The organism is Pedobacter jeongneungensis (genome assembly GCF_039538295.1).
Lineage (GTDB): Bacteria > Bacteroidota > Bacteroidia > Sphingobacteriales > Sphingobacteriaceae > Pedobacter > Pedobacter jeongneungensis.
In genome coordinates, this window is record NZ_BAABBY010000006.1 from 381,826 (window position 1) to 395,842 (window position 14,017).

General features: G+C 41.6%; 15 protein-coding genes and 1 riboswitch. Of the genes, 5 read left to right on the forward strand and 10 right to left on the reverse strand.

The genetic code is table 11. From position 1 onward, the window contains the following. Window positions 1-112: 112 nt before the first annotated feature. The 6 genes from ABD769_RS13855 to ABD769_RS13880 all read right to left on the reverse strand — a co-directional run bounded on the left by ABD769_RS13855 (window position 113) and on the right by ABD769_RS13880 (window position 6,524). Window positions 113-814 carry an L-ribulose-5-phosphate 4-epimerase gene (locus ABD769_RS13855; RefSeq protein WP_344852013.1) on the reverse strand — a complete coding sequence of 234 codons (702 nt, stop codon included), beginning with the start codon at window positions 812-814 and terminating at the stop codon, window positions 113-115. Then, entirely contained in the window at window positions 811-2,511 is a 1,701-nt protein-coding gene (locus ABD769_RS13860) for a ribulokinase (RefSeq protein ID WP_344852014.1), read from the reverse strand. Before ABD769_RS13860 ends, ABD769_RS13855 begins: the two co-directional genes overlap by 4 nt. Before the next feature lie 231 nt (window positions 2,512-2,742). Next, window positions 2,743-3,621, reverse strand: coding sequence for an alpha/beta hydrolase (locus tag ABD769_RS13865; protein WP_344852015.1), 879 nt, complete (start codon window positions 3,619-3,621; stop codon window positions 2,743-2,745). A gap of 407 nt (window positions 3,622-4,028) precedes the next feature. After that, complete coding sequence (locus tag ABD769_RS13870; protein ID WP_344852016.1) at window positions 4,029-4,781, reverse strand: SDR family NAD(P)-dependent oxidoreductase; 753 nt, start codon at window positions 4,779-4,781, stop codon at window positions 4,029-4,031. A gap of 201 nt (window positions 4,782-4,982) precedes the next feature. Further along, on the reverse strand, window positions 4,983-5,753 hold the full coding sequence (locus ABD769_RS13875; protein WP_344852017.1) for an SDR family oxidoreductase: 771 nt from the start codon (window positions 5,751-5,753) through the stop codon (window positions 4,983-4,985). A gap of 15 nt (window positions 5,754-5,768) precedes the next feature. Then, complete coding sequence (locus tag ABD769_RS13880; protein WP_344852018.1) at window positions 5,769-6,524, reverse strand: SDR family NAD(P)-dependent oxidoreductase; 756 nt, start codon at window positions 6,522-6,524, stop codon at window positions 5,769-5,771. A 103-nt stretch (window positions 6,525-6,627) separates the two neighbouring features. On the opposite strand from ABD769_RS13880, the gene ABD769_RS13885 reads away from it, so the two are divergent. Beyond that, window positions 6,628-6,984 carry a winged helix-turn-helix transcriptional regulator gene (locus ABD769_RS13885; protein ID WP_344852019.1) on the forward strand — a complete coding sequence of 119 codons (357 nt, stop codon included), beginning with the start codon at window positions 6,628-6,630 and terminating at the stop codon, window positions 6,982-6,984. Here ABD769_RS13885 and ABD769_RS13890 read toward each other — a convergent pair. From ABD769_RS13890 to ABD769_RS13900, 3 genes are read right to left on the reverse strand one after another with little or no spacing between them, the layout of a single operon-like run. Further along, window positions 6,981-7,904 (reverse strand): helix-turn-helix domain-containing protein, encoded by a 924-nt coding sequence (locus ABD769_RS13890; RefSeq protein ID WP_344852020.1) that lies wholly within the window; start codon window positions 7,902-7,904, stop codon window positions 6,981-6,983. The two genes, ABD769_RS13885 and ABD769_RS13890, sit on opposite strands and share 4 nt — an antisense overlap. Before the next feature lie 18 nt (window positions 7,905-7,922). Beyond that, complete coding sequence (locus tag ABD769_RS13895; RefSeq protein ID WP_344852021.1) at window positions 7,923-8,849, reverse strand: SDR family oxidoreductase; 927 nt, start codon at window positions 8,847-8,849, stop codon at window positions 7,923-7,925. Between the two features lie 3 nt (window positions 8,850-8,852). Beyond that, window positions 8,853-9,743, reverse strand: a complete 891-nt coding sequence (locus ABD769_RS13900) for an SDR family oxidoreductase (protein WP_344852022.1) — start codon at window positions 9,741-9,743, stop codon at window positions 8,853-8,855. 236 nt (window positions 9,744-9,979) lie between these two features. Between ABD769_RS13900 and ABD769_RS13905 the strand changes: the two genes are divergently transcribed. From ABD769_RS13905 to ABD769_RS13920, 4 genes are all read left to right on the forward strand, one after another. Beyond that, window positions 9,980-10,543: a Crp/Fnr family transcriptional regulator gene (locus tag ABD769_RS13905; protein WP_344852023.1), complete on the forward strand. Its 564-nt coding sequence runs from the start codon at window positions 9,980-9,982 to the stop codon at window positions 10,541-10,543. A 130-nt stretch (window positions 10,544-10,673) separates the two neighbouring features. Further along, window positions 10,674-11,354 (forward strand): type 1 glutamine amidotransferase domain-containing protein, encoded by a 681-nt coding sequence (locus tag ABD769_RS13910; RefSeq protein ID WP_344852024.1) that lies wholly within the window; start codon window positions 10,674-10,676, stop codon window positions 11,352-11,354. Between the two features lie 70 nt (window positions 11,355-11,424). Further along, the gene (locus ABD769_RS13915) at window positions 11,425-11,721 is read left to right on the forward strand and encodes a putative quinol monooxygenase (protein WP_344852025.1); all 297 of its coding nucleotides are present in this window, start codon (window positions 11,425-11,427) and stop codon (window positions 11,719-11,721) included. Window positions 11,722-11,910: 189 nt separating this feature from the next. Further along, complete coding sequence (locus ABD769_RS13920) at window positions 11,911-12,498, forward strand: Crp/Fnr family transcriptional regulator (protein WP_344852026.1); 588 nt, start codon at window positions 11,911-11,913, stop codon at window positions 12,496-12,498. A gap of 94 nt (window positions 12,499-12,592) precedes the next feature. Here the strand turns inward: ABD769_RS13920 and ABD769_RS13925 are convergent, their stop codons facing one another. After that, the gene (locus ABD769_RS13925; RefSeq protein ID WP_344852027.1) at window positions 12,593-13,159 is read right to left on the reverse strand and encodes a DUF308 domain-containing protein; all 567 of its coding nucleotides are present in this window, start codon (window positions 13,157-13,159) and stop codon (window positions 12,593-12,595) included. Window positions 13,160-13,800: 641 nt separating this feature from the next. Beyond that, window positions 13,801-13,993: riboswitch (cobalamin riboswitch) on the forward strand. Window positions 13,994-14,017: the final 24 nt, after the last annotated feature.

Below are 14,017 nucleotides of genomic sequence, written 5' to 3' on the forward strand. Positions count from 1 at the left end.
CTACAGCGAATGGCGGGACTATCTTTTACTAAGAATCACTGCAACTGCTTTTCTAATTCTTTAAATTTTTTATGTCATTGAGCCTCAAAACTCCAAACTAATAACTCCTAACTCATTTCTGCCCGTAATATGCCCCGTCACCGTGCTTCCGCTCGTAATGTTTTTCAATTAATGAATCTTTCAATTTCGGTGCCTGCGGATTAATCTGTTCAGTTAATAAAGCCATCTGTGCTATGGTTTCTAAAACGGCGCTGTTATAAACCGCTTTATCAGCTGTTTTGCCCCAGGTAAAAGGAGCATGGTTTCCCACTAAAATCATCTCGACTTCTTTATGGCTTAAACCCAGGCTTTCAAAATGATTCATAATCTGAAAACCAGTTTCATATTCATAATTTCCTTTAATCATCTCATCAGCCATGGGTGGTGCACATGGAATATCGACTGTTAAATGGTCGGCGTGTGTGGTACCGAAAATCGGAATAGCCCTTTGTGCCTGCGCCCATGCGGTACCATAGATAGAATGGGTGTGCACAATGCCGCCAATATCCTCCCAATGCTTATACAAAACGGCATGGGTTTTAGTATCAGACGATGGCCTTAAGCTGCCTTCAACGGTATTGCCCTCAAAATCGACAATCACCATATCATCCGGAGACAAATCTTCGTAAGGAACACCACTTGGTTTAATGGCAAAAACACCTTTAGCACGATCTGCAGCACTTACATTACCAAAAGTAAACAACACCAGGCCTAATTTTGGCAATTGCATATTGGCTTTATACGCCTGTTCTTTTATATCCTGATAGCTGCTCATGATAAATAAGGTTTAACATCTTTTTTATTGTATTTTTCGAGGTAACGGCCTAAGCCCAGATATTGCTGATAATGCTGGCGGTACAGCTTTTGCTTTTTAATATCAGGCTTGTATTCCTTTTCGAAACCCGTTCCCATGGCAGCCATAGCCGCTTCGATGGTAGGATAGATGCCTGCCGCCACCGCAGCAAACATGGCTGCACCTAAAGCACAGGTATGCTCGAAACGATGGATCCTGATCGGCATTTCCAATACATCAGCCATCATCTGCATAATGTATGATGATTTTTTTGCTACACCACCAATACCAATGATTCCTTTTACAGGTACGCCCTGTTCTTTAAAACGATCTACAATAGCCTTTGCACCAAAACAGGTTGCTGCAGCTAAAGCACGGAAAAATCTTGGCGCATCTGTTCCTAATCCCAAACCAGTAATTGCGCCTTTTAGCTCCTGGTTGGCATCTGGTGTTCTTCGGCCGTTTAACCAATCGATGGCCAGTTCGGCATAATCTCCATCTTCCAAAGCTTCGGCCTGTTTGCTCAGGTTTGCAATAATTTTACCTTCTAATTCTTCTTTTAAAGCAATTGCAGTAGCCTCATCAATTAAGTTAGATCCAGTTAGTAAATGATTTAAGGGCCAGCTGATTAAATTTTTAAACCAGGCATACACATCGCCAAAAGCAGATTGTCCGGCCTCTAAACCTGCCATACCCGGAATTACTGATCCGTTTACCTGTCCGCAGATGCCGTTAATTAATTTTCCGTGCAAATCTTCGTTAGGAGCAACTAAAATATCGCAGGTACTGGTACCCATTACCTTACTTAGGTAATAAGGCTCAATTTGCCCGCCAACAGCCCCCATGTGTGCATCAAATGCGCCAACGCCAACAATTACACTGGTATTTAAGCCTAATTTCGTTGCCCATTCTTCGCTAAGGGTTCCTGCAGCGATATCAGAAGTATAAGTATCAGCAAATAATTTATCCTTAAAGCCGGTTAAAACCGGATCGAGGCTGCTAAAGAAGTTTTCAGGAGGTAAGCCGTTAAACTCTTCTGCCCAAAGGGCTTTATGTCCGGCGGCGCAGCGGCTACGTTTCATTGATTTAATATCATTTCCGCCACAAAGTAAAAACGGGATCCAGTCGCAATGCTCTACCCACGATGCTGCCCCATTTTTAATAGCCGGATCAACTCTTAAGGTGTGTAACAGTTTAGACCAGAACCATTCTGATGAATAAATTCCACCTGCATATTTGAGGTAATTTACCGGAAACTTTTTGGCATGATCGTTTATTTCTGCTGCTTCTTTAACAGCGGTATGATCTTTCCAAAGCACGAACATGGCATTTGGATTTTCTTCAAAACTTGGCGTTAAAGCTAAAGGCGTACCTGTTGCATCAACTGCTACGGGACTGGAACCGGTAGTATCAACCGAAATCCCTTTTACCAAATGTGCAATTTCAGCTCCACCGGCTTTGGCCAAACAATCTTTTATGGTGTGGGTTAAACCCTCGATATAATCCAGGGGATGCTGCCTGAACTGGTTAACGGCTGGCTTGCAATAGAGGCCTTTCTGCCATCTTGGATAGAGAAAAACGGATGAGGAAATCTCTTTTCCGTTAGCGGTATCAACTAAAACGGAGCGGACAGAATCCGTCCCGTAATCTACACCAATTACATAGTTTGCTGTGCTCATAACAATAAATAATCGTCTAATTAACGTTTATTTATTTGAAATAAAAAATTTTACTCGCATTTTAAAAGAAACATGCGTTTAAAAGGTATTTACGAAAGAATATAAATCATATTATATAATGATGAAGCCATCTTGTTGGCTTAGTATATGAATATTGGAAATCTATGAGTGAGATAAATTTTTGTTTATCAGAATACTTTTAAGAAAATAAAATAAGCCCTGAATATTAAATTATTCTTTTACTTTAACAGGATACAAAAAGCGAAACGAGTTGGAAACTGCCTGGTGCATGATGGTTGCATGATTTTCTAAAGGCAGATAATCAAAATATACCTTTACATTCTTCGCTTTCGTTTCTTTAATCTTTTCTGCCAAAAGGTTTGCATCAACCTCCATAACCCTTGGTATTTCGGTGGGTGTTAATCCTTCTTTACCTACTGCAATATAAACCCGGGTGGGCTGACTGGGGAGGTTTGGTTGTTCATTTAACAGAGATCCGTTGTTCCACCATAAACTTGGGCTGACAATAACGTAGTTGTTAAATAAAGATGGTTTTTTAAACAGGATTTCGGTGGCCAACAATCCACCCAAAGATTGTCCAATAATGGTTTTTGATTCATTTGTTTTATATCTCTGCCGAATAAAGGGCTGTAGTTCGTTGCCGATAAATGCAATAAATTTAGCTGAGTGACCTGTTGCAGGATATTTTTTCTGATCGCTTTCAATCTTTGTAGGGAAGGTAAAATCCCGTTTGCGGTCAACTGTTGCTATTCCCACCACAATTGATTTGGGAACCTGATTAACCCATTCGAAACTATTAAACTGAACAAGGCCGGCCACATGGATAAAATCTTCTTCGGCAGAACCATCAAGGAGGTAAATTACCGGATATTTAGTCGTATCGTTTTGGCTATAACCTTCTGGAAGGTAGATATTCAGCACCCTTTTTTCAGCCAGTTCTTTTGACTGGATTTCATCAATCACGCCAAGTACAAATGGTTTGCCGGTTTTTACAATATTTTGCTTTTTGGTTTGTCCAAAGGTTATTAACTGACTAAATATCAATATTGCAATGAAAAATATGGTATGGATATGCTTTTGTGGTTTCATTAAATAAAACTTATAGGTAATGGCTGATTAATCTGATCAGATTTGCGAAAATTAATCATTATTTGAATCAATAAAGATAATCATAAAGCATGTTAATAAGATCAGCCGGCTGTGGTGGTTAAAGATTTGCCTGTACAATTTGTTGAGGGCCTTATTTATGATGGCATAATCTGGATTAACTGGCTGGGTAAAAGAATAACTTTAGACCTTGAGGATAAAGCCTTGTTCGTTGAACGTTAACAGGCACGGTTGTGCTTCGGTCAGGATTGTGCTTTTCCAAAGCAAGCTTAGCATAGTAGTAGCCTATAAATCTTTACTGAAGCAATCTTAAAAAATAATTAATAGCGTACGTTTTAAGATTGCTTCATGCCTCGCAATAACAAATTGCTTTGATCAATTTTAACTTTCTACACCGCAGTATAACCGCCATCCGAAATGATATAACTTCCGGTGGTAAAAGATGATTTATCAGAACTTAAAAATACAACCAAATCTGCAATCTCCTGTGCGGTTCCAAGCCTGTTTATCGGGCTTTTAGCAGCAATGGCATCCTGGGCTTTCTGATCAAGGTTGGCAGAAAGTAGAGGAGTTTCAATATAACCAGGGCCAACGGCATTACACCTGATGTTTTTCTGTGCATACTCTGCAGCAATATTTTTAGTAAGGCCAACTACTGCATGTTTTGAAGCGGTATAAGCCGGACTGTTAGGCGCCGCAACCTGACCGTGTATGGAAGCAATGTTGATGATAGAACCACCACCGTTTTTTTCCATTTGCTCCAGCTCGTACCTGCAGGCATAAAACACACCGTTCAGGTTTAAGGCAATTACGCGGTCCCATTCTTCCGGTTCATATTCGCCGGTTGGTTTGGCAGGGCCTCCCATACCCGCATTATTACAGGCAATATCTAACCGGCCATATTGTGCCACAACTTTTTCTACTATGGCTTTATTTTCTGCTGCTTTTGATGAATCGGCAGTAATGGCAAAAGCATCGCCACCAGCATCATTAATTATTTTAACGGTTTCTTCGGCATGTGCGCCATTAATATCGGCAACAGCTACTTTAGCACCTTCTTTTGCATAAGTAACGGCGATTGCCCTTCCAATTCCTGAACCTGCTCCCGAAACAACGGCAACTTTATTTTCTAATATAGACATGATTATAATTTTTTAACTATTAATCCAACGTGTATCAAATTAGAATGTTTGTCAGTTAAAAGTGATTTAACAATTAAGTCTGTTGTTCAAAATTAACAATCTTGTGTATTCAATTGTACCATTAGCACAGAAACAGATTGATAAAATGGTTCGGACAGCTATCTTATAAAATAGAATTAAATCCGAACCATTTTTAATAAATTATTTCATCAAACTAATATTGGTAAGTCCGCCATCCGAAAGAATTTCCGTGCCTACGATAAAAGCTGATTCATCAGATGCTAAAAATACTGCAGCATTTCCAATATCTGATGGAAGTCCTTGCCGACCTACAGGTGTAATATCGATCCAGAGTTGCTTAACCTGGTCCAATTGTTCTTCAGGTACAATTTTTCCGAAAACCGGGGTATCAATAGAGCCTGGAGAAAGTGTATTTACCCTTATTTTTCTTGATAATAAATCATGCGACAAACCCCTGGCCAATGATATGATGGCTGCTTTTGCTGCGCCATAAATAGTCATTCCAGGTGCAGCACGGTGCGCGGCGCTCGATCCGATAAGTATAACCGAAGCGCCGTCGTTTAAATAGGGAAGTGCTTTTTGTACCGTAAAATAGGCGCTTTTCAAATTCAGGTCCATATATCGGTCGTAATTTTCTTCGGTAACCTCATTTATGCCTGCCATCGGCATACCATCCACAATACCACCTGCATTTACCACCAAAGTATCAATTTTTCCAAATTGACCAGCCGTTTCTTTAAAGGTATTTTCTAAATCATTCAGGTCGGTAACATCACCTTTAATACCGATAAAACCTGAACCTAAAGCGTTTACCGCATGGTTTAAAGTGACATCATTTCTGCCGGTAATGGTGCCCACTGCACCTTCATTCTTAAAAGCCTCTGCAATTCCAAATCCGATACCGCTATTACCACCTGTAATTACCGCAACTTTATTTTTTAGCCTGTCCATTTTTTCTCTTTAATTTTAAATTCCGTAAATGCCCCCCGAAACGGAAATTTTTTCTCCGGTAATCCATGCTGCATCTTCTGAAGCGAGAAATACAGCAACTTTAGCAATATCTTCCGGCTGTCCGGTGCGCCCAAGCGGGGTAGTGGCCACTAATTTGGCTTCGAAATCGCTGCCAATAAAACCTGCACTGTGCGAACCTTCTGTTTCTACCACACCGGGCAAAATGGAATTGATGCGGATTTTTCTTCCACTAAACTCTTTTGACAAGGCAATGGTAATGGCATCTAATGCTGCTTTAGTTGCAGAATATACGGTGCCGGTAGGCAAAGGGGTATTGCTGGCACCCGAACTGATGTTGATAATATTACCACCCTGATCGCCAAATAGTTTTAAAGCACCCTGAATAGCCAGTATAGATCCTAAAACGTTGATGTTGAACTGCTGATGAAAGGATGCTTCTGTTACCTGCTCAATTGGTAAATATTGATAAATTCCTGCGTTGTTAACCAGTACATCCAATGTGCTAAAAGCATTTTTTGTTTCTTCAAAAAGCCTGTTTACCTCTTCCTGTTTTGATACATCTGCCTGTATGGCCAGGGCTGTTCCGCCGTTATCCGTTATGGCTTTAACCACCCGATCTGCATCGGCCTTGCCTTTTGCATAATTCACCACCACTTTGGCACCTTCGGCGGCAAAATATTTTGCTATAGATGCACCTATTCCTTTTGATGCCCCGGTAACAATAGCTACCTTATTTTTTAATTTACTCATGTCCTGATATTGTTTATTGAGGCCTCAAAGTTAGATTATCAAAATATATTTTAGTAACTTTGTATCAAAAAGTAACAGTAACCTCGAGGTAACAAAGTAACATATGGATTGCACACCAATAGACCAGAACGATCGTAAAAAGGAGATGATGGCCATTCATGATGCCATGGATGTATTGAGCGGGAAATGGAAAATCTATATCATTTCATCCATCTGCCATTATAATAAAAGGAGATTTTCGGACATTTTAAATGATGTAGTTGGGATATCAAACAAAATGCTGAGCAAGGAATTAAAAGAACTGGAAGTAAACAAACTGGTTGAACGTACGGTGTTAAACACGCATCCGGTAACGGTACAGTACGAGCTTACCAAACACGGTAAAACGCTGCAAACCATTATCAACAACCTGACCGATTGGGGCGTACAGCACCGTAAAGAAATTACCGGCAAAAATTAATTAAAGGAATGACGGAATTCCATTGGCGAGAGATTGGTTTTGGTTTTAAACAGTTTGCTGAAAGATTGAAGGTGCTCGAAACCCAATTGGTATGCAATTTCACTAACGGATAAACTGGTGGTAGAAAGCTTCTCTTTTGCCAACTCAATCAGTTTATGATGAAGGTGCTGCTGGGTATTTTGTCCGGTAAGCGATTTAAGCAGACCACTTAAATAACCGGGGGAGATATTCAGGTTTTCGGCAATGTAACTCACACTCGGCAGTCCTTTTTGGGCAAGCATACCACTGTCAAAGTAACCGGTAAGCAAATCTTCCAGTTTGGTTAGTATTTCGTGGTTTGCAATTTTACGGGTAATAAACTGGCGCTGGTAATACCTTTCCGAATAGGTGAGCAACAGTTCTAACTGGGCAATAATTACACTCTGACTAAAGCGATCGATATTGGCATGATATTCCTGTTCTATATTCTGCGCAATGGTACTGAGCATCGTTTCTTCCTTATCAGAGAGGTAAAGTGCCTCGTAAACCGAATAACTGAAAAATTCGTATTGTTTAATGGTTTTAGCCAATGGGGTGTTCCATAAAAAGTCAGGGTGGATCAAAATCATCCAGCCTTCGGGCGGGTGCCGTTCTGCTCCCTTTTCAATTTCCATTCCAAATACCTGGCCGGGAGACATAAAGAACAGCACGCCCTCGTCAAAATCGCTGGCCTGCTGTCCGTATTTAAATTTGGCATTCTTTACCCTTTTCATCGAGATTGAATAAAAATCGTAGATCAGACTGAAAGAACCGTCGGCCAGTGGCCTGGTCAGTTCATCCATATGCACCAGGCTAATTAAGGGATGTGCCGGTTTTGGCAAACCTGCAGCGCGGTGATATTCGGTAATGCTACTGAAACGGTAAAGCGGGTTATTATTCATGATGATAAATAAAGTTCGTTATTTTTTATGATAAGCGATGGCAAACGCTTTGGCAAAATCAGCAAGTTTTACTTTACCCATTTTTGGGTTGTTCTGGTGAAAGTTTTCCAGCGTTTTGCCGCTGTGCATGGCGGCCTGCATTTCTACCAAAGTTTCGGCAAGCTTTCCGGGTACTTTAGCCATCTTTAAGCCCCGCAGCATTTCCTGATCGCTAAGCAATACCCACTTTAACCAGGGTTTGCCAACCGCAGTTCCGATAATTTTCGCCGCTTCGTTACAGGTCATTTCTTCACTGCCTACATAACGGATGGTTTTCCCAGCGGGCAATAATAACAATTCTTCTGCAACAGCAGCGGCAATATCAGTTGGCGATACAAAAACAATCCGGTCTTCGCCACCGTAGTTTCCCATCAATAAACCTGTTTTTCCAGTAAGCAAAGCCCATAAACCAAAATAACGCAGCGTCAGGAATTTTCCAATCAAACCTTTGCCTTTAATCAAATCCATCGACTGGTAGAAATTGGTGTAAAAAGCTCCTGGCCGCATAATAGTTATAGATGCTTCAAGTCCATCGAACAGGTGTTCAACATTTTCGGCTTTAACCAGGTCTGCCGCCCAGCCGCTCAACAGTACAATACGCTTGATGTTGGCATCTTTCAGTGCCTGTTTGTAATTTGAGGCCATGCGATGCATATAATCGCCTAAATCAGGTGCTGTAAAACTCAGCGGAATCATGGCGTAAACAGCATCTGCACCTTTAAAAGTATTGGTTAAAAACGCTGCATCAGCAATTGATCCTATAGCAGCTATGGCACCTAAACTTTCAATCTCGCCCTGCTTTTTGGCGTCGCTGCTTACCACGGTTACCTGGTGTCCCTGTGCAATTAACATTTCGGCTAAAGGCCTGCTGATGCTCCCTAACGAGCCGGTTACTATTATTTTCATTGCTTATTGGGTATAGATGCCGTTTTCAATATCAGTAAGTAGGGTTGAGTGTGATGGCTGCCAGTGTAACTGTTCCTGCGTCCATTTGCTCGATGCCGGACAATCTATTGCAGCCATGTGCGAGAACCATCCAAAATGATCAGCAGCTGCTTCGGGAGCAATGGATACCACGGGAATATTCAGTTGTTTGCCTATGGCCTCAGCTATCGTTTTAACGGTAATGGCTTCTTCTGCAGCAGCATGAAAGCGGGCACCTGAGGCATTACTTTCTAAAGCCAAACGGTATAAACGTGCGGCATCTAAACGGTGTACGGCATTCCAGCGGTTAAGTCCTTCGCCAATATAAGCAGAAACGCCTTTTTCGCGGGCAATGTTCACCAGTATCGGGATAAAACCATGTTTATCATCATCGCCATGTACCGATGGCGATAAGCGGATGGCTGATGTACGCACACCCAGCTTTGCTACCGCATCTGCAGTTTGTTCGGAAGCCCTTGGCCATGCGGGATTAAAAGGAGAAATGATATCTTCGGTAGCCAGTGTACCCGGACTTACCAGAGCAGTACCAGAGGTAACAATAAACGGGCGGTTCGAACCAGCCAGCACCTCGCCAATGGTTTCGATGGCAGTTTGATCTACCTTGCAAACTTCGGCAAAGCGGGTAAAATCATGGATAAACCCGGCATGGATCACACCATCTACAGCTGCTGCACCGCTGCGCAAACTATCTAAATCTTCCAGGTCACCGCGGTGCACTTCTGCACCAGCAGCAATCAGTTTTTGAGCCGAGGCATCAGAACGGGCCAATCCCAATACCTGGTGGCCATTGTTAATTAATTCCTGCACAACGGCAGTACCTACGAAGCCTGTAGCTCCTGTAACAAATACTCGCATAATTGATTTTCTTTTGTTGATACAAATATCAACAGCTTTAAGCAGCGTGATTTATCCAAATCTGCTTTTGATTTAGCCGAAACCATTATTTGAGACAAGGAAATGCTTTTTATAAGATAATTATCCCTCAGGATAAAATTCTATACTTATAATACAGGCTCTTCGTAAACCATCTGTTTTAACGAGCAAGCATTAATTAAAGGGATTTTATAGCTTTTTTAGTAAGTTTATTGCCGATGGACAGATTAAGAAACCATATTGAAGAAATTGCTGAGCTTACCGATCAGGAGTATGAAAACGTGAAAACATTTTTTACACTACGCAGGGTAAAGAGAAACCAATACCTGCAACAGGAAGGAGATTTGGCTAAATATGAGTTTCTGGTTTTATCGGGCATTTTCAGGATGTTTTACCTGGATGAAGAAGGGAAGGAGCACATTATCCAGTTCGCCGGGCAAAACTGGTGGATGGCTGACTACCAGGCCTACTTTAACCAAAAACCTGCAACGCTGCATATCCTTTGCATGGCAGATGCAGAAGTTTTGTACACCACGCTCGAGGGCCGCGAAACTTTATCGGCTAACTTCCATAAAATGGAACATTTCTTTCGCGTGAAACTTACCAATGGTTACGTGGCACAGCAGCGACGGATTGTCTCCTTACTTTCGGGCAGTCCGCAGCAACGCTACGAAGAATTTGGACAGCTGTATCCGCACCTGATGCAAAAAATACCCAAGAAATACATCGCAGAGTACCTGGGCGTAAGTCGCGAAACTTTAAGCCGGCTTTATTCGGGCTAGATTAATGGCATGAGTGTGATCCTGATCACACTTTTTTTGTGCGTTGGCTCCTCCTTTCCGAAAGCCTTGATGATGCAACTTTGTGAGGTAAACAAATCAGTTGATTTAAACACCACAAAAAATTAAGGTTATGAAAAATAAAGTTTTAATTATCGTTTCTAATGCCAATGCCATTGGCCCTCAAAACAGAAGAACAGGTACTTTTTTGCCGGAAGTGGCACACCCTTATGCCGAATTTGAAAATGCCGGTTACCAGATCGATTTTGCCAGTTTAACCGGAGACACGCCTTATCTTGACGCCCTTAACCTGGCCGATAATCCTGAAAATCTTAAATTCCTCACAGGTAAAGGCTGGGCAGATATGCAAAAAGCTGCAAAGCTTGCATCCATAGATACAAGCCATTACGATGCCGTATTTATACCAGGCGGCCTGGCGCCAATGGTTGATATGCCAGAGGCTCCGTTGCTAAAACAAGTAATTGCCGAAACGTATGAGCGCAATGCCATTGTAGGCGCGGTTTGCCATGGTCCGGTATCCTTGCTTAACGTAAAATTAAGCGATGGTTCCTATCTGGTAAACGGCAAAAACATAGCTGCTTTTACCACTGAAGAGGAAGACAATTATGCCAGGGCAGATGTTCCCTTCGACTTGCAAACAGCATTAACTGATCAGGGCGCTATTTTCCATGCCGCTACGCCATGGTCTGCCAATAGCATTACCGATGGCAACCTCGTTACCGGACAAAACCCCGCATCGGCCAAAGGCGTAGGCGAAAAGATTGTAACCTTATTAGAAAATGTAAAAGCTTAATTATTGAAATATATCATTCCTTAATTCAATAATTCAGTCACTCAATCATTCATTCAATCATTAAAAAAATATGAACAAACAAAGCATACACGTATTTGCCAAATGGCAGATCACGGAGGGCGAACTGAATACCGTATTGGACTATCTGCCCCAACTCGCTGAAAAAAGTACTGCCGAACCTGGCAATTTATATTATAAGGTGTATCAGGATAACGCTGATCCAAACAGCATAATGCTTGCCGAGGCATATCAGGACGAAGAAGCCCTCACAGCACACCTCAACAGCAAACATTATCAGGATATTGTTGTGGCTAAAATTGTTCCGCTGTTAAAAGAGCGGCAGGTCATGTTAACACACGAATTATAGCAGAATTTGCACTATAATTCATTGTTAAAAGGTGACTGGATAAACTCCGGTCGCCTTTTTTAATTTTATTGTAACTTGTAACAAAATTTTAACTTAAGTTAAAATTTTAGGGATGATCAATCCTGAACTTCGGCCTGTTTATCTTTATCAATAATAAGGTATAATTTTAACCCATGCGAACATCCTGTCATGAATAATAAAAACGAGATATTAACCCTGCACCTGAAGAATTTTGCACCCTTAACCGATCAGGACATTACGGAAAGCCTGCCATTTTGGAAACCCAGAAAGATTGCAAAAGGCGATTACTTTAATATGCAGCGCATGGTATGCAATGATCTTGGTTTGGTTGTAAAAGGTATTTTCCGCATTTTTTACCGCGATCCGGAAACCGAAGCAGAAAAAAACCTTTTCTTTTTTTCAGAAAACCAATTTGTGGTTTCTTTCAGGAGTTTCATTTCGCAAAACCCCTGCTGGTATTTTATCGAGGCCATGGAAGATTCAGAAATCATTTTTATTTCTTACCGTGACCTGAATGCTTTGTACGAAAAGAACCTCAACTGGGGCAAGTTCGGCAGGCTGCTGGCAGAAACATTTTTTGCCTATGCACAATCGCGCACCGAAGAGTTTATTTTCTTTTCGCACGAACAAAGGTTCCTGAGGTTGCTCGAAGAACATCCCAATATCGTAGAACGGATTCCTGCTTACCACATTTCTTCATTCCTGGGCATCACCAATCCATCATTAAGCCGCATCAGGAAACGGATTAAAAGGTAACAAGCCGCAATTTAAACCGGGAGAGGTCTTTGAACCTCGCCCGTATAAAAGTTAAATGATTTCTCCATTCCGCAAGCAGTATTCAATCTGGTTATTACGCCTCAGCTTTAATGGTTTTCGATAACCTGAAAGCCGTAAGCAGGAAATAAAAGGCACCGAAAGCTGCGTAACCCGCCAATGTGGTTATGCCCTGGTTTGGTTGATGCGCCATGGCTATAAAAGCGCCGCCAGCCAGCATGGATTGTGCACCGCTAATCATCATCGGCCATTGTCCGCCAAATTGTTTACGCCTGCGCAACCCCAAAATCAACTGGATTAGTCCCGTTAATATGGCCCATGCACCAAATACAATCAATGCTTCGGGAATGCCCTTTTGCAAGGCCAGTGTTACCCCTGCAGTTGTTGCAATACTGATTAAAGCATTAACATATTGTGGTATTTTATTGGCAGCAGGTGGATTTGCCTGAATATCAAAATAGGTGGCAAGGGCATCCCATGCCGGGTAAATGATAAATAAAACAGTTGCGATGCCGGTATTGGTTTTGGCCAGAGCGCTTACCAATACTACCCAGAGGATAGAAAAGCCTGCACGTATAAAATATAATCGTTGTAATGAACGGGCCGTTTGCATGGTTTGGCCGGGTTGATTTGTAGTTGTCATGATGTATTGCTTTTAATTTCTGAATCAAAGATCATATTTATTGCCTTGCCGAATTTTCACTTAAGTTAAAAAGCAAAAAATCTCTGTATTAACCTGTGCATCTGTGGCTAAAAATTTAAAATAAGCTGCACATTTCGCAGCGCAGTTACAGTGCTGGTCGGTACCGGTAGTCCCGCTTTCCTTACTGCCCCGATGAAAAATCGGGGGCATCCATCCAATCGGGGCTAAGAACTATGGTTTGTGTCATTAAAAGCGACCGTTGTAAATAAACCTGATAGAGCAGGTTAGCCCGGACACCGATTCTTCATCGGGGGGAGGACTAACAGCGATAGCAGGGCTGCTACCCCCCATAAAACACTGACATTCGTTTCCAAAAAATAATGCTATAACTATACCTTTTAAAAAATGCACCACTGTTAAATGCGGTAGCTTATATAAAATCTCCGTGTTCATCCGTGCATCTGTGGCTGAAAAAATTAAATAGTTTGATAGGTAAAACGTCTTAATGAAAACTGTACATACATTAATAAAAAATCTGGTGCTTTAATAATTCATTATCCAGGTTAAGAAATAATAGTATATTACAATACTTTAATTGTCTTTCAATTCCATCTTCGCTCATTGTTTTCCGCTCTTTTTACTACCTTTGCGCTGCTTTTGGTTCCCGATGTAAAATCTGGATTAAAAGGGAATACAGTGTAAATCTGTAACTGTCCCGCAGCTGTAAGCTCTGTAACGTTTTTCTATTCATAAGTCACTGCCCAATTAACTACTGGGCGGGAAGACAGAAAACCGGGAGTAAGTCAGAAGACCTGCCTTTAGCGTTTAATTTCATAGCTTTCGGGGATTGAAGCTAGG